This is a genomic window from Maribacter sp. Asnod2-G09, assembly GCF_045063795.1.
Lineage (GTDB): Bacteria > Bacteroidota > Bacteroidia > Flavobacteriales > Flavobacteriaceae > Maribacter.
On sequence record NZ_JBEFOA010000002.1, the window covers coordinates 54,316 to 73,429 of the forward strand.

Annotated in this window: 15 protein-coding genes; 7 read left to right on the forward strand and 8 right to left on the reverse strand. The window is 35.7% G+C overall.

Features of this window, described 5'->3' with window-relative positions; genetic code table 11:
- Positions 1–109 precede the first annotated feature (109 nt).
- From ACJJVT_RS00240 to ACJJVT_RS00255, 4 genes are all read right to left on the reverse strand, one after another.
- Positions 110–1,567 (reverse strand): NupC/NupG family nucleoside CNT transporter, encoded by a 1,458-nt coding sequence (locus ACJJVT_RS00240; RefSeq protein ID WP_405395500.1) that lies wholly within the window; start codon positions 1,565–1,567, stop codon positions 110–112.
- Between the two features lie 14 nt (positions 1,568–1,581).
- Positions 1,582–2,211, reverse strand: a complete 630-nt coding sequence (locus tag ACJJVT_RS00245) for a bifunctional nuclease family protein (RefSeq protein WP_073247103.1) — start codon at positions 2,209–2,211, stop codon at positions 1,582–1,584.
- A gap of 85 nt (positions 2,212–2,296) precedes the next feature.
- Positions 2,297–3,265, reverse strand: a complete 969-nt coding sequence (locus tag ACJJVT_RS00250) for an electron transfer flavoprotein subunit alpha/FixB family protein (protein ID WP_405395502.1) — start codon at positions 3,263–3,265, stop codon at positions 2,297–2,299.
- Positions 3,266–3,302: 37 nt separating this feature from the next.
- Complete coding sequence (locus ACJJVT_RS00255) at positions 3,303–4,043, reverse strand: electron transfer flavoprotein subunit beta/FixA family protein (RefSeq protein WP_405395504.1); 741 nt, start codon at positions 4,041–4,043, stop codon at positions 3,303–3,305.
- Between the two features lie 173 nt (positions 4,044–4,216).
- Between ACJJVT_RS00255 and ACJJVT_RS00260 the strand changes: the two genes are divergently transcribed.
- The 4 genes from ACJJVT_RS00260 to ACJJVT_RS00275 all read left to right on the forward strand — a co-directional run bounded on the left by ACJJVT_RS00260 (position 4,217) and on the right by ACJJVT_RS00275 (position 10,936).
- A complete protein-coding gene (locus ACJJVT_RS00260; RefSeq protein WP_073247098.1) occupies positions 4,217–5,194 on the forward strand; it encodes a pyruvate dehydrogenase complex E1 component subunit beta in 978 nt (325 codons plus the stop codon).
- Between the two features lie 143 nt (positions 5,195–5,337).
- Entirely contained in the window at positions 5,338–7,803 is a 2,466-nt protein-coding gene (locus ACJJVT_RS00265) for a DUF5686 family protein (RefSeq protein ID WP_405395505.1), read from the forward strand.
- A gap of 72 nt (positions 7,804–7,875) precedes the next feature.
- Positions 7,876–8,403, forward strand: coding sequence for an inorganic diphosphatase (locus ACJJVT_RS00270; protein WP_299325260.1), 528 nt, complete (start codon positions 7,876–7,878; stop codon positions 8,401–8,403).
- A 106-nt stretch (positions 8,404–8,509) separates the two neighbouring features.
- Positions 8,510–10,936 (forward strand): sodium-translocating pyrophosphatase, encoded by a 2,427-nt coding sequence (locus ACJJVT_RS00275; protein ID WP_405395507.1) that lies wholly within the window; start codon positions 8,510–8,512, stop codon positions 10,934–10,936.
- A gap of 59 nt (positions 10,937–10,995) precedes the next feature.
- On the opposite strand, the gene ACJJVT_RS00280 is transcribed toward ACJJVT_RS00275, so the two are convergent.
- Positions 10,996–11,700: an energy transducer TonB gene (locus ACJJVT_RS00280; protein WP_405395508.1), complete on the reverse strand. Its 705-nt coding sequence runs from the start codon at positions 11,698–11,700 to the stop codon at positions 10,996–10,998.
- Between the two features lie 234 nt (positions 11,701–11,934).
- Here ACJJVT_RS00280 and ACJJVT_RS00285 point away from each other — a divergent pair, with 234 nt between their 5' ends.
- On the forward strand, positions 11,935–12,936 hold the full coding sequence (locus ACJJVT_RS00285; RefSeq protein WP_405395510.1) for an App1 family protein: 1,002 nt from the start codon (positions 11,935–11,937) through the stop codon (positions 12,934–12,936).
- A 3-nt stretch (positions 12,937–12,939) separates the two neighbouring features.
- On the opposite strand, the gene ACJJVT_RS00290 is transcribed toward ACJJVT_RS00285, so the two are convergent.
- From ACJJVT_RS00290 to ACJJVT_RS00300, 3 genes are read right to left on the reverse strand one after another with little or no spacing between them, the layout of a single operon-like run.
- Entirely contained in the window at positions 12,940–13,542 is a 603-nt protein-coding gene (locus ACJJVT_RS00290; RefSeq protein WP_405395512.1) for an aminotransferase class IV, read from the reverse strand.
- Entirely contained in the window at positions 13,526–14,500 is a 975-nt protein-coding gene (locus ACJJVT_RS00295; RefSeq protein ID WP_405395514.1) for an aminodeoxychorismate synthase component I, read from the reverse strand. Before ACJJVT_RS00295 ends, ACJJVT_RS00290 begins: the two co-directional genes overlap by 17 nt.
- 26 nt (positions 14,501–14,526) lie before the next feature.
- Positions 14,527–15,141: a deoxynucleoside kinase gene (locus ACJJVT_RS00300; RefSeq protein ID WP_405395515.1), complete on the reverse strand. Its 615-nt coding sequence runs from the start codon at positions 15,139–15,141 to the stop codon at positions 14,527–14,529.
- Between the two features lie 195 nt (positions 15,142–15,336).
- On the opposite strand from ACJJVT_RS00300, the gene ACJJVT_RS00305 reads away from it, so the two are divergent.
- Together ACJJVT_RS00305 and ACJJVT_RS00310 are read left to right on the forward strand one after the other, a co-directional pair.
- Positions 15,337–16,194 carry a GLPGLI family protein gene (locus ACJJVT_RS00305; RefSeq protein ID WP_405395516.1) on the forward strand — a complete coding sequence of 286 codons (858 nt, stop codon included), beginning with the start codon at positions 15,337–15,339 and terminating at the stop codon, positions 16,192–16,194.
- A gap of 40 nt (positions 16,195–16,234) precedes the next feature.
- Positions 16,235–18,913 (forward strand): carboxypeptidase regulatory-like domain-containing protein, encoded by a 2,679-nt coding sequence (locus ACJJVT_RS00310; protein ID WP_405395518.1) that lies wholly within the window; start codon positions 16,235–16,237, stop codon positions 18,911–18,913.
- Positions 18,914–19,114: the final 201 nt, after the last annotated feature.

Below are 19,114 nucleotides of genomic sequence, written 5' to 3' on the forward strand. Positions count from 1 at the left end.
TACTTCAAAAATAAAGAAAGATGATATGTAAAACAGTAGAATAACTTCTCAGTTATCAATAATTATCAACGTATGAATTGGATTTCCCCTTTTGGGGGTTAGGGGGCATTTACCCTAAAATCATACCTGCAATAGTTGCAGAAAGTAATGATGCTAGAGAACCACCAAGAACAGCTTTCATTCCGAATTCAGATAAAGTCTTTCTTTGTCCTGGTGCTAGTGATCCAATACCACCAATTTGAATACCGATAGAAGCGAAGTTGGCAAAACCACATAGCATAAACGTTGCCATTATTACCGATTTGTTATAGGTAAAGTGTGTAGTGCTTGCCATATTTTTTAGCTCTATAAGTTGAGTGTATCCAACGAATTCACTGGCAACAAGTTTAATGCCTAGTAGTTGCCCCATGAGCATAATATCTTCATCTGCAACTCCTATTATCCACATTAATGGAGCGAATATGGTTCCTAAAATTGCTTCTAAGGAAAACTTTTCAAAACTAGTATTATTTGCTACCCATTGATTTAATCCTGTTAAATCTCCTGTAAATTCGAATATACCGTTAATCATAGCTATAAATGCAACAAATACTAATAGCATTGCCCCTACATTAACCGCTAATTTTAAACCTTCTGTTGTTCCGTTGGCAATTGCATCTAATATGTTTGCGCCTATTTTTTCAGTAGATACTTCTACATTTGTGTCTATTTCTTCGGTTTGTGGGTATAGTATTTTTGAAATTACTATGGCACCAGGAGCAGCCATTACAGATGCAGCTAAAAGGTGTTTAGCAAAGATTATACGTAATTCGGAATCATCTCCACCTAAAAATCCTATATATGCTGCAAGTACAGCACCAGCTAGTGTTGCCATACCACCAATCATTACCAATAGAATTTCAGACTTTGTCATTTTCTCTAAATATGGCTTGATCAATAATGGAGCTTCTGTTTGCCCTAAAAATATATTACCGGCAATACTTAAACTCTCAGCACCTGAAATACCTAAAGATTTTGAAAGAAGCCAAGCAAGGGTTTTGACTACTTTTTGTATTATACCTAAGTAAAATAATACAGAAGTTAGAGCCGAAAAGAAAATGATTGTTGGTAATACTTGAAAAGCAAATATGTAGCCAAATGTATCCATGTCCGAAACAAGGCCTTTGAAAATAAACTCACTTCCTTTGGTTGTAAATTCTAATATCTTAACAAAGACTTTTCCTATAGATTCAAAAATTTGCTCAACCCAACTTACTTTTAATACACCAATAGCGATGATTAGTTGTATTGAAAGACCGATACCAACTGTTTTCCAATTAATTGCTTTTCTATTAGAACTGAATAAGTAGGATATAAAGATTAAGGCAACCATCCCTAAAATTCCCCTCCATAAACTGTGAATGGAAAACCCTGCAACAGGAACTATTTGATCTACAGGTTTGGAAATATCTTTAACGATATTATTTGGTGTTAAAGTAGATAAGCTATCTTGAATACCAACATCTTGAGAAAAAGCAGAAAACGAAAAAATAACACATATAAATACAACCCAACCCCAATTCTTCATGCAAATCTATTTAATCAATTACGTTTAGAGATTTCATCTCTTAGTTTTGCCGCCTTTTCGTAGTCTTCGTTGGTGACTGCCTTTTTTAATTCTGCTTCCAATTCATCTATAGTAAGTTCTGTGTAGCCATCGCTTGCGCCAGACTCTATTTCTATAGTTTCCCCTTCTTGCAAAATCTCATCGACCATAATACTATCATCGTTATCTTTTTGATCTTTCTCTTTAGAAGAGAATTTCAAGAAAATACCAGCTTTGTCCAAAATAGTCTTATAGGTGAATATAGGGGCATTGAAACGTAATGCCAAGGCAATGGCATCACTAGTTCTTGCATCTATGATTTCTTCAATACCATCTCTTTCGCAAATAATGCTAGAGTAAAATACACCATCTACCAATTTATGTATAATCACCTGTTTGATTACAATATCAAACCTGTCGGAGAAATTTTTAAATAGGTCGTGTGTAAGTGGTCTTGGTGGCTTTATCTCTTTCTCCAGCGCAATTGCTATGGATTGAGCTTCAAAAGCGCCAATGACTATAGGTAATTTTCTGTCGCCTTCAACTTCATTCAAAATAAGAGCATAAGCTCCGTTCTGAGTTTGGCTGTAAGAGATACCTTTTATTTTTAATCGTACTAGACTCATAGGTTTTTAACTAAAAAAGGCTGTTCGAATACTTGGGGTTCCAACTATACGAACAGCCCTTTAAGGGGCACAAAATAACAAAAAATTACCCGTTTTGTGCTTTAAAATCCTTTAATTTTTCAATCAATTGAGGAACTACTTCAAAGGCGTCTCCAACAATACCGTAATCAGCAGCTTTAAAGAAAGGTGCTTCAGGGTCATTATTGATGACAACTTTTGTTTTAGAAGCACTTACACCTGCTAAATGTTGTATCGCTCCAGAGATACCGATGGCAATGTAAAGATTACTTGCTACGGGCTTTCCTGTTTGTCCAACATGCTCACCGTGAGGTCTCCAGCCAAGATCAGATACGGGTTTAGAACAAGCTGTTGCAGCGCCTAAAACATCTGCAAGTTCTTCTATCATTCCCCAGTTTTCTGGTCCTTTCATTCCTCTACCTGCAGAAACAACAATATCGGCATCTGCTATAGTAGCTTTACCGACAACTTTATCTATTTCAACAGATTTGGTATCATTTATAGCAGCATCTGCAGCACCACTAATTTCTTCAACAGAAATGTCTGTCTTGTTTTCGTGAGCACCAAAAGCATTATTAGATACACCTACTATTTTAATATCTGTATCTATTTGAGTGTGTGCAAAACCTTTATTACTGAAAGCAGTTCTCTTAACAGCAAATGGAGCAGTGCTATCTGGCGCCTGAACTACATTTGGTGCGTAACCAGCAGATAGTTTGGCAGCTAATAAAGGAGCTAAATACTTTGTATCTGTGCTTGAACTCAAAATAACAACCTTTGCATCTGTGCTTTTTACTGCTTCGGCGATAGATGCTGCGAAAGCACCAGCGTTAAATGTTTCTAATGAGCCGTCTTTAACGTTCATTACTTTAGAAACTCCGTATTCACCAAGAGATTCACCCTCGGTAGTGTTGAAAGCTATTGCGGTAACAGTTGTGCCCATCATTTTGGCAACTGCAGAAGCATAAGAGGCAACCTCGAACGCATTCTTCTTAAATTTTCCTTGTTCTGATTCTGTATATACTAAAACTGACATCTTTTTTGTTTTTAATGATTACCTATTATATAGGTTATTAAATGACTTTTGCTTCATTATGTAAAAGATCAACTAATTGATCTACACTGTCGGCAAGTTTAACTTGACCTTTTGGAGCTGGTTTGTCGAATTTTTTGTCTTCGGTAGCTTTGATCGCATCTACAGGTTCAACAACGGTTAATGCTTTTTTTCTCGCCATCATAATACCACGCATATTAGGTATACGTAAATCACTTTCTTCAACAAGACCTTTTTGACCTCCAACAACTAAAGGTAAAGAGCTACTTAATTTTTCTTTTCCACCATCGATTTCTCTAACGGCAGTAACATTGTTTCCGTCAATTTCAAGATTTATACAAGAATTGATGAAATTCATATTGGTTAAAGAAGCCAAAATACCTGGTACCATACCACCATTATAATCAATAGATTCTCTACCACCTATTACTAAATCGTAACCACCGTTCTTAACAACTTCTGCAAGTTGTTGAGCAACAGAAAATCCGTCAGTAGGTTCTGTGTTGATTCTAAAAGCTTCATCTGCGCCAATGGCAAGTGCCTTACGCATTGTAGGTTCAACGGTTGGGCCGCCAACAGTAGCTATATGTACTGTAGCACCTTGTTTTTCTTTAAACCACATAGCTCTTGTTAAACCGAATTCATCATTCGGGTTAATTACAAACTGTACACCGTTGGTGTCAAATTTTGTATCGCCATCTGTGAAATTTATCTTAGACGTAGTGTCTGGAACATTACTTATGCAAACTAATATCTTCATGTTTAAAAAACTTTATATCAATGGTGACGAAGATAGCTATTTAAATCCTAATTTACTATGCATGCATAGTAAATTTTATAACTTTTTTTAAATCTGGCAGTCTATTTTTTGATATTATATTTCATATTTTTGCTTGCTTTATAGCGTATAACAAAGAATAATATTTACCATACATGAAAACACTACAATTTAGGCAAGCAATAGCCGAGGCCATGTCCGAAGAAATGAGGAAGGATGAATCTATCTATTTGATGGGTGAAGAGGTAGCGGAATATAATGGCGCATATAAGGCTTCCAAGGGTATGTTGGATGAGTTTGGCCCAAAGAGGGTTATTGATACTCCCATCTCAGAACTTGGTTTTGCTGGTATAGGAGTTGGTTCTACTATGACCGGTAATAGACCTATTATAGAGTTCATGACCTTCAACTTTGCGTTGGTAGGTATTGATCAAATTATAAATAACGCTGCTAAGATCAGACAAATGTCTGGTGGGCAATTTCCTTGTCCTATAGTATTTAGAGGTCCTACGGGTTCTGCAGGTCAATTGGCGGCGACGCATTCACAAGCTTTTGAGAGTTGGTATGCCAACTGTCCGGGTTTAAAAGTAGTCGTACCATCTAACCCAGCAGATGCAAAAGGATTGTTGAAAGCTGCAATACGCGATAATGATCCTGTAATATTTATGGAGTCTGAGCAAATGTATGGTGATAAAGGTGAAGTGCCAGAAGGTGATTATACTATTCCATTAGGGGTTGCAGATATTCGTAGAGAAGGTAAAGACGTTACTATCGTTTCTTTTGGTAAAATTATTAAAGAAGCTGATAAAGCTGCCGATGAATTAGAAAAAGAAGGTATTAGCTGTGAGATTATCGATTTACGTACAGTAAAACCTTTAGATTACGAAGCTATTTTGAAATCTGTTAAAAAGACAAACCGTTTGGTGATTTTAGAAGAAGCTTGGCCATTTGGTAATGTAGCAACGGAAATTACATATCATATACAAGCACATGCATTTGATTATTTAGATGCACCAGTTGTTAAAATTAATACAGCAGATACACCGGCACCATATTCTCCAGTACTATTGGCAGAGTGGTTACCTAATCATAAAGATGTGGTTGAAGCTGTTAAAAGAGTTTTATACAAATAAAAGATTTACTTTTGTAAAGTACTTTAGCTTCTCCGACCAAGTCTGGAGAAGCTTTTTTTATTAGCATGTTATTTGCGACAAAATTTTTTATTGAACGACGAATTTTAATGAGAGGGATAATTTTCATATTCTTAAGTCTATGTATGTTCATAGCTCAAGGTCAGACCAAAATTGGTGGTATTGTCATTGATGAGCAGGGTGAGCCTGTATCCTTTGCTAATGTATTCTTTAAAAATTCTACAGAAGGTACCATTACAAATGATGATGGTCGCTTTTATTTAGAGTCTGAAAACGAATACCCTACAGTAATTATATCTTTTATCGGTTATACAGATTACGAACTTCGGTTAGATTCTAAAGTTGCCTATGACTTAAAAATAACCATGGTCGAAGCTGCAGAGCAGTTGAACGAAGTGGTGTTGATAGCCGGTAAGCAATCTAAAAAGAATAATCCTGCGGTAGATATTCTTCGAAAAATTTGGTCCAAAAAACGCCAGAACGGTGTTCGGCAGTTCGATCAATACGCTTTTGATAAGTATGAAAAGGTAGAGTTCGATTTAAATACTATTGATAGTGCACTTATAAAAAGTAAGGTATTTAAAGGGCTTGAATTTGTTTTTCAAGATTTAGATACTTCTCGTATAACAGGTAAAACCTACTTGCCAATTTTCTTAAACGAGACTTTTTCTAAAGTTTATGGAGACAACAAAATTAAAGAAGAGAAAGAGGAAGTTTTAGGAAATAAGAATTCCGGATTCGAAAACAATCAAGCGATTATAGCATTTGTACAAGACTTATATCAAGAGTATGATGTCTATAATAATTACCTGAAATTTTTCGATAAAAGTTTCACTAGTCCGCTATCAAAAACCGGCGTAGATGTGTATAATTATGCCCTTCGAGATAGTGCTTTTATAGATAATAAATGGTGTTATAATATTGTATACTATCCACGTCGTAAAAACGAATTGACCTTTAAAGGAGATTTTTGGGTAAATGATTCTACTTGGGCGGTGAAAAATATTAATCTTCAGGTTACAAAAAGTGCCAACATAAACTGGGTAAAAGAAATCTATATTGAGCAAGATTTTGAAGTAATGAATGATTCTGTGTTTCTTTTGAAACGCGATTATATGTTGAGTGATTTCAGTTTCAACAAAAAAGAAGAATCAAAAGGATTGTATGGTAAACGAACCAGTGTTTATGATAATTACGAGTTCAATAAGGTTAAGCCGAGAGAGGTCTATAAAAAAGATAGAAACCCGTTAGACGTTACCCAGATTATTAAAGATGATGCCTTTTGGGAACAGAACAGGTTAGAGAGTTTAAATAAAGATGAGCAGGGTATTTATAAGTTACTCGACACCCTTAAAACCGTACCCAAATTTAAAACCTATTATAATTTTGTAAGTATTTTAGGATCTGGCTATGTAGAGGTAGATAAATGGAACTTAGATTTAGGCTCTGTTTATGATTTCTTCGGATACAATACTGCAGAAGGCGCAAGAGTGCGACTTGGGGCAAGAACATACTATGGTCAAAATGACCTTTGGCGAGTAGAAGGATACACGGCATACGGATTCAAAGACCACAAGTTCAAACACGGTTTGGCGGGTAAAATGCTGCTAGATAAAAATAGCAGATTAATCGTTTCTGGTGGTAACCGTAGAGATATAGAGCAACTTGGTGTTAGTCTAACGGCAACTAATGACGTTTTGGGTCGAAGTATTGCATCTTCTTCATTATTAACGGTAGGTGCAAATAATAGATTAACGAATATTAATTTAAGTGCGCTAAATTTTGAAATTGAACCACTAACCAATTTAAAACTATCTGTGGGTGGTACGTTTAGAACATTGAGTTCTGCATTACCCGGTGATTTTAGTTTAGATTATGTAAATCCAGAATCTCCAACAGGGGTTTCATCAGAAATACGTCAGTTCGATTTTAATGCATTGGTACTCTATACTCCGGGTAAGAAAACGATAGGTTTCGGTGTTGAACGCAGAGATGTCAATGATACCTATAGTACTATATTATTGAATTATACAAAAGGAACTAAGGGAGTAATGAATAGTGATTTCGATTACAGTAAACTCCAATTTTCATATAGTCAACCATGGCAATTAGGGGGTTTTGGTAGATTGTTGAGTACCGTAGAGCTTGGTAAAACATTTGGAGAGGTTCCTTTAGGACTGCTGAGTGTAGTGCCTGGTAACCAAACCTTTTTCTCTAATTATGGCACATTCCCAAATTTAGATTTTTATGAATTTGTAACAGATACCTATGCGGCGGTACATTTGCAACATAACTTTAACGGTCGCTTTTTCTCTAGAATTCCGTTCTTAAGAAAATATAATTTAAGGGAAATAGTAGCTGTTCGTGGAGTATGGGGAGATTTGTCTGATGAAAATATAGCGTTAAGTGCGCCAGCAACAGTGAATACACCATTACGTGCACCATCAGAAAAAATATACTATGAATATTCTTTCGGAATAGGAAATATCTTTAAGGTATTCAGATTAGATTTCAATTTTAGAGGAAATTATTTAGAAAATCCCGATGCAAGAAAGTTCGGTGTAACCGGTACGTTTGGATTTGTCTTTTAATTCGATTAATTTTTACAATTATAACAACTTAGTAACGTTTCATAAGAAACTATAAATTAAACAATTTTTAATATGGCAGCAGCAAAAGGCTTAACCTTTGATGTTTTAATAGAAATTCCGAAAGGAAGCAGAAACAAATACGAATACGATTTTGATTTACATAAAATTCGTTTTGACCGTATGTTGTTTTCTTCAATGATGTATCCTGGTGATTACGGATTCATACCTGAAACTTTAGCGTTAGATAAAGATCCATTAGACGTTTTAGTAATGGGAACAGAACCTACATATCCAATGACGGTGATGGAAGTAAAACCTATAGGTGTATTTCACATGACAGATGAGAAAGGTCCAGATGAGAAAATTATCTGTGTACCGGTTTCAGATCCAATCTGGAGCAATAACAATGATATAAGCGATTTGAATCCGCATAGATTAAAAGAAATCGAACATTTCTTTCAAGTATATAAAGATTTAGAAGAGAAAAAAGTTGATACAGGCGGGTGGAGCGATGCTGCTAAAGCAATCGAAATTTACCACGAATGTGTTAAGAGATATGATGATAGTGAGCACAAAGCGAAGCGCACTTTTGTAATATAAATAATATTTTACATCATTTGAGCCACTTTTTTTAATAAAAAGTGGCTTTTTTTATTCTATTCTAATTTACTACATTAGTCGAACTAACAACTAACAAATAGATTAAATGGAGTCAATGATGATTTACATGCCAATTCTTATGGCAGTATTAGGCCTAATTTACATGGGCATTAAAAGATCTTGGGTGATGAAACAACACGCCGGAGATGGAAAAATGAAAGAAATATCAGATCACATTTATGAAGGTGCTCTAGCCTTTTTAAGTGCAGAATACAGGCTTCTGGCTATATTCGTGGTCGTTGTAAGTATTCTGCTTGCAATCGTTTCTTTCGTAGTGCCAACAACACATTGGCTAATTGTAATAGCATTTATTTTTGGAGCGGTATTTTCTGCCTACGCAGGTAATATAGGTATGAAAATAGCAACCAAGACTAATGTAAGAACTACACAGGCAGCACGTACAAGTTTGCCTAATGCATTAAAAATATCTTTTGGTGGTGGTACCGTTATGGGACTTGGTGTTGCTGGTTTAGCGGTATTAGGACTTACGATATTCTTTATAGTATTCTTTCAGTTTTTTATGGGCGGTGTTTGGACATCGACTATGGATATGACAATAGTTTTAGAAACCCTTGCAGGTTTCTCTTTAGGTGCGGAGTCTATTGCACTATTTGCTCGTGTAGGTGGCGGTATTTATACCAAAGCAGCCGATGTAGGTGCAGATTTAGTAGGTAAGGTAGAAGCTGGTATACCAGAAGATGATCCACGTAACCCAGCTACAATTGCCGATAATGTTGGTGATAACGTAGGTGATGTTGCCGGTATGGGTGCAGATTTATTTGGGTCATATGTAGCAACAGTTTTGGCAGCTATGGTTTTGGGTAACTATGTAATTAAAGATATGGGTGGTAATATTACCGATGCCTTTGGTGGTATCGGACCAATATTATTGCCAATGGCAATTGCGGGTGCAGGTATTATTATATCTATCATCGGTACCATGTTGGTAAAAATAAAAAGTAACGATGCCAAAGAAGCTGAGGTAATGGGTGCTTTGAATATTGGTAACTGGACATCAATTGTTTTGGTTGCAATCTCATGTTTTGGTTTGGTTACTTGGATGTTGCCCGAAACCATGAAAATGGAATTTTTTGGTGAAGGACTTTTGGAAATATCTTCAATGCGTGTATTCTATGCCACTTTGGTAGGTTTAGTAGTAGGTGCAGTGATTTCTTCAGTAACAGAATATTATACAGGATTAGGGAAGTCTCCTATCCTAAAAATTGTACAGCAATCTTCAACAGGTGCGGGTACGAATATTATCGCAGGTTTGGCAACGGGTATGATTTCTACATTCCCATCAGTTTTATTGTTCGCAGGTGCTATTTGGGCATCTTATGCATTTGCAGGGTTTTACGGTGTTGCTTTAGCCGCCTCTGCAATGATGGCAACTACAGCTATGCAATTGGCGATTGATGCCTTCGGACCAATTTCTGATAATGCAGGTGGTATTGCCGAAATGAGTGAGCAAGAACCTATCGTAAGAGAAAGAACAGATATATTAGATTCTGTAGGTAACACAACTGCGGCTACAGGTAAAGGTTTCGCTATTGCTTCTGCAGCATTAACATCTTTGGCATTATTTGCTGCCTATGTGACTTTCACGGGCATTGATGGTATCAACATATTTAAAGCTCCGGTATTGGCAATGTTATTTGTTGGTGGTATGGTGCCGGTAGTATTCTCTGCATTGGCAATGAATGCTGTTGGTAAAGCTGCTATGGAAATGGTGCAGGAAGTTAGACGTCAGTTTAAAGAGATACCTGGTATTATGGAAGGTACGGGCAAGCCAGAATATGATAAATGTGTAGCTATCTCTACAAAAGCTTCTTTGAAAGAAATGATGTTACCTGGTTTATTAACTATAGGTTTTCCGTTGGTCATTGCATTCGTTCCTATGCTATTCGGAATGAACAAATTGGCGATTGCAGAAATGTTAGGTGGTTATATGGCTGGTGTTACCGTATCGGGTGTATTATGGGCAATCTTTCAAAACAACGCCGGTGGTGCTTGGGATAATGCCAAGAAATCATTTGAAGCAGGGGTTGAGATTAATGGTGAAATGACGTATAAAGGTTCAGAAGCTCATAAGGCAGCTGTAACTGGTGATACTGTTGGTGATCCGTTTAAAGATACTTCAGGTCCTTCAATGAACATTTTAATTAAATTGACTTGCTTGATCGGTTTGGTAATTGCACCAATATTAGGAGGTCATGCAGAAGAAGGTGTTGCATTATTAAATGATACAAAAGAGGTTACAATAGAAATGAATGTAGAAAGTGCTGATTTGGCGGAAGCTATTGTTACCTATTCTACTACGGTAAATGGTGAATCTATTACTGAAGAAATAGTCTATAATGGTACAAAAGCAGAGGTTGAGGCACAATTGCAAGCATTTGAAAATGCAACAATTGAAAAGAAAGGAACCGCTACAGAAATTACTATAGAAAAAGTGGAGATTAATAAACAGTAATTTCACGCTTACATTATAAAAAAACCATCAGCATTGCTGATGGTTTTTTGTTTATTGAACTATTGTAGATGGAATGTAATCGGTATGGCAAAAGATACTTTTACGGCAGCACCTCTTTGTTTACCGGGAGTCATTTTTGGCAGTTTTGATAGTATCCTTACCGCTTCTTTTTCTAATACATCATGCGGACCTCTTTTTTGAATAGCGCCAATAGTGCCATCACTATTTATCATGAACATAGTATTCACTCTACCTTGAATGTTCATCTCTTGTGCTAGTTCTGGGTAACGAAAGTTTTTTTTGATATGTTTTTGCATCATGTCATTAAAGCAAGCTCTTTTATCTTTTTCATTTTCACAACCTGGGAAAACTGGGATTTCTTCAATGGTAATCCAGTTTACTTTTACTTCCTCAGGCACTTCTTCAACATCAAGATCAGACATGTCAATAACTTCGGTATCTGGTGTTACTTCGATGGCGATAACTTCAGTTTCGTCAGTTGGGTCATCATCGTCGATAATTTCTATCTCAGTTGGTAAAACTGGTGGTTTAGGTGGTGGAGTTACTTCTAATTGAAAAACAGTAGGCTCTTCTTCAATAGAGGGGTCAATATCGTTCATGGCAACATCAATGTCATAGATGGGGTCAAATGATTTCCATTCTAAGGCGGTGTATACCATACCTAATACTAATAGTAATCCGATTACAAAGAACATTCCGCTCTTTTTGTTCAGGTCTTTCTGTGGATTCTTTTTTGGTCTCATAATATTTGAATTTTAGACTTGCATAAACAAGTAGGGTTATTATTTATTTGCTTGTCTAAAACTATGGTAAACCTAAAGGCTATGAAATGAGTAATGAGTTAACGCTGCTTTTGAGTGAGTGAAAGAGACATTCATTTGAAACAGGCACTTAGAATAATTGCTTATAGGTGGTAAAATCAATAATTCTTGAAATAAAAATTTTAAAGGTTGTTGAAAGACCGTAATTTTAAGGCCATGGGTATTTTCAAAAAAGATAAACTTCAAATCATCAACTTTCAGTCATACGGAAGCACTAGTCGCTTGTATGTTAGGGGTAGAGCTATTGAAGATGAAAATATCGATTTAGATCAGAAAGGCATTTTCAATCTGATGAAGAATACCTGGAAGCGTTTTGAAACCGATGAAATTAAAAATGCGCCTTTAAAAATCACCTTCTCTAATGGTGAAACAGTTGAAGGAACCACTGACGGAGACGGGTATTATCTAATTGATGAGAATATATCGGGACTCGAAAAATTAGCAAATGAAGAAGGTTGGGTAACATTCGATTTGTCATTTACCAAAGCCAATTTAAAACGAGAGATAATTCTACAGAACCGTTTTCCGGGTGAGATGTTGATACCTAGTGAGCATGCCAAGTTTGGGGTTATCAGCGATATTGATGATACTATTCTGCATACAGGCGTAGTTTCTTCGCTAAAATGGAAAGTGATTTTGAATACCATGTTCAAACGAGCGACCAAGCGATTACAGTTAGAGGGAACTTCAGATTTTTACACAAAACTACACCAAGGTAAAACAGGTAATGAAGCAAACCCAATATTTTATGTAAGTCATAGTCCGTGGAATTTGTATAGATATCTTGAGCTATTCTTAAAAACGAATAATTTCCCCAAAGGACCTATTCTATTACGTAGTATGGCGAGCTTTAAAGTGAGAACGAAAAGTGATGAGAAGCCGCAGAAACAGAAAGAGATATCGAACTTATTAAAATCCTATCCAGATTTAAAATTTATACTAATCGGCGATAGTGGTGAAAAAGATGGGGATATTTACCAGGAGATTTCCACACTTTTTCCTGGTAGAATAAAAGCTATTTATTTACGAAGTGTAAATCACTCAAAACGAATGAGGAGAATAGAAAATCTATTTGTAGATTTTAAGGATATTCCCTTCTTAATGGTCAATAAAACAGCAGAAGCTATAGACCACGCCAAAAAAAACGGATTCATTTAAGTTTTAATCCTTCTTAATATTTTCAATGGGAATCCACCTGCTTTCATCAAAGTCATTGAGAGCATTGATCAACTGAAAACTTTCAAAATTTTGTAGCTCAGCTACCGAAATAGATTTCTCGACAATACGGTTTATAGCTAAAAGTCTTGCTCTGCAAGTACCTTCAAGTAGTGGAGTAGTGGGCGTTACTATTTGTTTGCCGTCAAAGAAAAGTATGTTTGAGTAAGATGCGTCTGTAACTAGTCCGTTTTTAATAATCAATACATCATCAGCTTCTTCTCTTTGTAAAAAAAGGGCATTTAACTTTTTGCGATTGTTCTTTTTTAAGGCGTAAGAAATGGTGTCGTCGCTCACCAATTTTAGTGAGGTCGCTATGCTATTTTCATATTCAGATATAGAGTAGCGAGTACCATTTTGTTTGTAACCTATGCGCAACTTATATTTTAAGGTGTCGTCTAAATTTGTTAGATGTATGCCATCGAACAACGTATAGGTTGGGTGGGTTTTATACTGCTGCAAATAAGACTTATTGAATCTAGCCTCATGGTATGCTGCATTCTTAATTTGGCTATTCTCAATACAAACAGATTCAAATAATGGGTACATATATTTTTTCTAAAAGTTCTTGGTATTCTTCTTCCATCTCGCTCAAGTGAGTAATGCCACCGCCACTTTTGTAAACAAGTTTGTCGTTTATTTTTTCTATAAATCGAATGCTTACAGCGCTATCGATTTGCTTTCCGTCGAAGACTCCAAAGATTCCGGTATAGAAACCACGTGGTGCGATTTCTGCTTTAGAAATAATTTCTAAAGTTTTCTTTTTTGGCGCTCCGCTTATGGATCCTGCCGGTAGTGTTTTTAGTAATAAAGAGGCAAAGTTATCTTTCCAGTTCTCAGGTAATTCGCCTTGAATTTCGGTACTGGTCTGCAATAGTTCTTGATCTCCTTTTTTAATTTTATCTACGAATCTAAATTTATTGACCCTTACTTTTTTGGCAATCATAGAAAGGTCGTTCCGTATAAGATCCACGATAGTATTATGCTCGTACAGTTCTTTTTTATTCGACAATAATAATTCTTCAGCATTCGGCACATTGCTGCTGATGGTACCTTTCATTGGGTACGAAAAAATGCTTCCGTTCTTTATTTTGAGATAACATTCCGGCGAAAAAACAACGAATTTGTCTTTGTAAAAAAGCTTATATGGCGCATGGGCTTTTTGATAAATCTCATGTAAATCTATTGCTGTCTTAAGAGCAGTAGGGAATGTAAGATTTAGCAAAAAGCTATTGCCATTATTTAGTTCTTGTTTAACGGTGTTAAAAGCTTTCGCGTAAATTTCTTTAGAAACCATTGTTGGTTTTAAGTCAAAATCGACACCTTCAAGATTATTTTTGGCAAGATTTTCATCATTACCATTGCCTTTGATGTTGAAGAAGATGTTTTCGTTTGCAGCTTCTTCAAAAGTAAAAACCTGTTTTACTGAATTTTCAAAATCAATAATGAATAAAAACGGAATTCCATCTTGAAGAAAGCGAGTCGCTTTTTTTTCAAAATTTTCCATTGGTTTCGAGCTTTGCGAAAGTGAACTTAAAATAGACCGTTAATTTGAGCGTCAATTTTGTTAAGTATGCTACCTAAATCTTCAGGGTTGTCAACAAAATCTAAATCGTCTACATCGATGATCAATAAGTTTCCTTTTTCATATCCATGAATCCAAGCTTCGTAACGTTCGTTCAATCGACTTAAATAGTCAATTGAAATCGTGTTTTCATACTCTCTACCTCTCTTGTGAATTTGCTTCACCAAGTTAGGGATTGAACTACGTAGGTAAATTAAAAGATCTGGCGGATCGACTAAGGACTCCATCAAATCAAATAAACTAGAATAGTTCTGAAAATCTCTATTGGTCATAAGACCCATAGCATGTAAGTTGGGTGCAAAAATATGCGCATCCTCATAAATAGTTCTATCCTGAATTATTTCTTTACCGCTTTCTTTAATTTGAAGAATTTGGCGGTACCTACTGTTTAAAAAGTATATCTGAAGGTTAAAACTCCAGCGTTCCATCTGATTGTAAAAATCATCTAAATATGGGTTCTCAACAACATCTTCATAATGAGCTTCCCATTTATAATGTTTTGAAAGTAATCTAGTTAGGGTTGTTTTTCCGGCACCGATATTTCCGGCAACTGCTATGTGCATAGAATTAAATTGATTAATGGTTGTGTTCTTATTTCAGAATAAGATTCTGATGGTACAAGATACAAGATAACTACAGGAAGTAAAAACATATTTGTTGTATGGCATAAAAATAATTACCTGAATTCATTTATTAACAGATATCGATTAAACCAAAAGCGAAAAATAATGTCATACTTCTATATTTAATTCTAGAAAATGAAAAGATTTAATTGGTTTATAGCATTTGCAATTGTTTTTACAGGTGTTACCGCGCAAGCACAAGATTTTCAAGGTAAGGCAGTATATCAGAGTAAAACTCAAGTAAATTTCGATTTTGGTAATAGAAATATACCAGAAGACCGAAAGAAAGCTATGATGGAGCGTATAAAAAAGGCTAATGAAAAAACTTTTGTGCTCACTTTTGATAAAACAGCATCTTTTTATAAAGAGGAAGAAAAACTGGAACAACCAGGTGAAAGAGGTGGCGGTCGTGGTCCGCGCTTTGGTGGAATGGCTGGTACAGATGGAGATTTATATAAGAATATAAAAGATCAGCGGTATTTGATAAAGAATGAATTACTGGGTAAAATTTTCTTGATCGATGATGAATTAGAAGCCTTAGCGTGGAAAATGGGTAGCGAATCTAAGAAAATAGGTAATTATACTGCTTTTAAGGCAACAGCTACAAAGACTATCAAAAGACCAAATATGAGCGCTATTTTCAGAAGACCGGGTAGGGGTGAAGAAAATAAAGAGGAGGAGAATAAAGTGGAAGAATTCACAATAAAAGAAGTGGAGATTGTAGCATGGTATACTCCTGAAGTGCCTATTAATCAAGGTCCAGGATTGTATTGGGGATTACCAGGTTTGATACTCGCCGTAAATGATGATATTACAACTATCGTTTGCTCTGAAATTACGATGAACCCTTCAGAGAAAATTGAAATAAAAGCGCCAAGTAAAGGCAAGAAAGTAACGCAGGCAGAATATGATGAAATCTCTCAAGAGAAGATGAAAGAAATGCGTGAGAATTTTAGAAACCGTGGCGGTCGTGGTGGCGGTAGACCAAACTAAAATTAGTTCTTCATAATTCATTTCTTTTTACACTTATCATATGAAAAATAAAGTGCTTTTAGTCTTATTGCTACTAGTGGCAACGATTGGTTCGGCTCAAGAAATATCGTTATCAGGTACTGTTAAAGATAGCTTGGGCGTTGGTGTAGATATGGCGAACGTTATTGCCATAAATACTGCAACACAAGGTTTAGAATCGTACGGAATTACCAATCATGCGGGACTCTTTAAATTGAAATTGAAAACAGGGGAGCAGTATACGGTAAAAGTGAGTTATCTCGGTTTTAAACCAGAATCGTTCACATTTACTGCCGGCGAGCAAGATGCCGTCAAAGATATTGTAATGCAAGAGCAAGCGGCACAATTAGATGAGGTAGATGTAACCTATGAAATGCCGGTTTCTGTAAAAGGAGATACTATAGTTTATGATACCGATGCCTTTGTTTCTGGTACAGAAAAGAAGTTGAAAGACGTTTTAGAAAACCTTCCCGGTATTGAGATAAACGATGATGGTCAAATAGAAGTAGAGGGTAAGACCGTGAGTAAGATCATGGTAGAAGGTAAAGATTTTTTCGATGGCGATACGAAGTTGGCGGTAGAGAATATTCCTGCCAATGCCTTAAGTAAAGTAGAGGTGTTACGTAATTTCAATGAAGTTTCTCAAATGAAAGGATTGACTAATGACGATGACAATGTAGCTTTAAATATAAAGTTAAAAGAGGGGAAAAAGAATTTTTGGTTTGGAGAGCTAACAGCAGGTTATGGTCCTGATGATAGGTATTTGGCGCATCCGAAGTTATTTTATTACAGTCCTAAATACAGTATTAATATCATCACCGATTTAAATAATATAGGTGAAGTACCTTTTACCCGTAACGATTATAGAAACTTTACAGGCGGATTCAGAAACTTGAATTCCAGGGGAGGTAGTTCCATTTCTACAGGTGCCGATGCATTAGGACTTTCTTCGGCACAGAATAATAGGGCAAATGATATTGACACCAAATTTGCAGCGGCTAATTTCAGTTATGCTCCGATGGAAGGGTTGGATTTAAGCGGATTCGGAATTTATTCTTACACCGGTACGCTCATGAAATCTGAAGGAACCACATCATATATTGCCAGTAATGATATCGAAAGCACCACCACCAATACAGACCAAACCGTACATTTAGGTTTGGCAAAATTGAGTGCCAAATACAAACCTAATGAAGATTTTCAGTTAGATTTTGATGCACTTTTGAAACAATCGGATGATAGAGAGGAAGTTAACGTACTTTCCATTTCTTCCATTACCGATCAAATTGATGAGGTGAAAAAGCAGAAACCCTTATCTGTAAATCAGAATTTAAATATCTACTACACCTTAAACGAAAAGAACATATTTGCGGTAGAGGCACAATATTTATACGCTGATGAAGATCCGTTTTATGAAGCAATACGTAACGAATTTGCCTTTGTAGATATTTTCCCTGTAGATGAAAATCAAGATTTATATAATATCAATCAGGCAAAAAGTGTCGTGACCAATAAGGTCGATGCCAAGGTAGATTATTATAGGGTGTTGGGGAGTAAAAGCAATATTAATTTAACCTTAGGTACTACACAGAGTAATCAGAATTTCAATTCAAACATATTTCAGATATTAGATAATGAGTCTGTTTTAAATATGAGCGGCGATGAGTTTGGTAATGAAGTAGCGTTCCACGTATCTGATGTATATGCAGGCTTACATTACAAAGTTATTTCGGGGATATTCACTTTTAACCCTGGTGTTACGCTACATCAGTTCAATGTTAAGAATGAACAATTAGGTACAGTGGTAGAAGATAATTTAACGTCTTTGCTGCCTGACTTATATATTAACGCCCAGCTAAAGAAATCAGAGAATCTTCGTTTTAATTATCGCGTAACCCGTTCGTTTACAGATGTCAGTAATTTTGCGCAAGGTTATGTGCTTAATAATTACAATTCGTTGTATAGTGGTAATCGCGATTTAGAAAGTTCATTGAACCATAATTTGTCTCTAAATTTCTTCAGCTTCAATATGTTCAACTTTACCAATATTTTTGCGAATGTAGCATACACCAAAAGAATAGATGCTTTAAAAAGCGGCGTGAATATTATTGGCATCAATAGAGTAAGTAGTACTATCAATTCTAATTTTGATGATGAATCTTTAACCGCAAGCGGAAAATATGAGCGTACGTTCGGTAAAATAAAAGCATCGATACAAGGTAATTTGGGTTGGTCTACTACAAACAACTTGGTTGACAACGCGCAACGAACATCAAATTCATTAACACAGAATTATAATGCAGCGCTTTCTACCAATTTCAAAGACGCTCCTAATTTAGAATTAGGCTATAGGTATACGGTAAACAATTACGAGAATGGAGATTTACAAACCACATTTTATACGAGCAGACCTTATGCTCGTTTTGATGCCAGTTTTTTAAAGAACTTCATATTCACGGTAGATTATGATTATTACAATTATACCGATGATGCCGATACCATTTCTAATACTTATAGTTTTTTAGAATCTGACCTAACATATCAAAAGAAAGATAGCCGTTGGGAATATGGTATTAAAGGAACAAACCTATTAAACACTACTACATTAAATAGAGATAGTACCAACGAATTATTCTTTAGTACACAAGCTTATTTTGTACAACCTAGGTATGTATTATTGTCTGTGAAGTATGATCTTTAATTCTAGCAGATTTAGAGTAAGAATTATCAAATCTTTTAATTGAGTCAATAAATAACATCATATTAAGAATTGAACAGAACATTTTTTCTATTTTTGCATCTGAATTAAAAAAGTGAGGAGGGATTTGACTGATTGCAACCTCTGTTTTAGCCTTAGGGTATAAAGCGAAAAAAATGCTAAAGCAGTTGATGTTGATATCAC

Coding starts and splice junctions, on each gene's coding strand:
- ACJJVT_RS00240 (WP_405395500.1), bottom strand. CDS start 1,567: ATGAAGAATTGGGGTTGGGTTGTATTTATATGTGTTATTTTTTCGTTT.
- ACJJVT_RS00245 (WP_073247103.1), bottom strand. CDS start 2,211: ATGAGTCTAGTACGATTAAAAATAAAAGGTATCTCTTACAGCCAAACT.
- ACJJVT_RS00250 (WP_405395502.1), bottom strand. CDS start 3,265: ATGTCAGTTTTAGTATATACAGAATCAGAACAAGGAAAATTTAAGAAG.
- ACJJVT_RS00255 (WP_405395504.1), bottom strand. CDS start 4,043: ATGAAGATATTAGTTTGCATAAGTAATGTTCCAGACACTACGTCTAAG.
- ACJJVT_RS00260 (WP_073247098.1), top strand. CDS start 4,217: ATGAAAACACTACAATTTAGGCAAGCAATAGCCGAGGCCATGTCCGAA.
- ACJJVT_RS00265 (WP_405395505.1), top strand. CDS start 5,338: ATGTTCATAGCTCAAGGTCAGACCAAAATTGGTGGTATTGTCATTGAT.
- ACJJVT_RS00270 (WP_299325260.1), top strand. CDS start 7,876: ATGGCAGCAGCAAAAGGCTTAACCTTTGATGTTTTAATAGAAATTCCG.
- ACJJVT_RS00275 (WP_405395507.1), top strand. CDS start 8,510: ATGGAGTCAATGATGATTTACATGCCAATTCTTATGGCAGTATTAGGC.
- ACJJVT_RS00280 (WP_405395508.1), bottom strand. CDS start 11,700: ATGAGACCAAAAAAGAATCCACAGAAAGACCTGAACAAAAAGAGCGGA.
- ACJJVT_RS00285 (WP_405395510.1), top strand. CDS start 11,935: ATGGGTATTTTCAAAAAAGATAAACTTCAAATCATCAACTTTCAGTCA.
- ACJJVT_RS00290 (WP_405395512.1), bottom strand. CDS start 13,542: ATGTACCCATTATTTGAATCTGTTTGTATTGAGAATAGCCAAATTAAG.
- ACJJVT_RS00295 (WP_405395514.1), bottom strand. CDS start 14,500: ATGGAAAATTTTGAAAAAAAAGCGACTCGCTTTCTTCAAGATGGAATT.
- ACJJVT_RS00300 (WP_405395515.1), bottom strand. CDS start 15,141: ATGCACATAGCAGTTGCCGGAAATATCGGTGCCGGAAAAACAACCCTA.
- ACJJVT_RS00305 (WP_405395516.1), top strand. CDS start 15,337: ATGAAAAGATTTAATTGGTTTATAGCATTTGCAATTGTTTTTACAGGT.
- ACJJVT_RS00310 (WP_405395518.1), top strand. CDS start 16,235: ATGAAAAATAAAGTGCTTTTAGTCTTATTGCTACTAGTGGCAACGATT.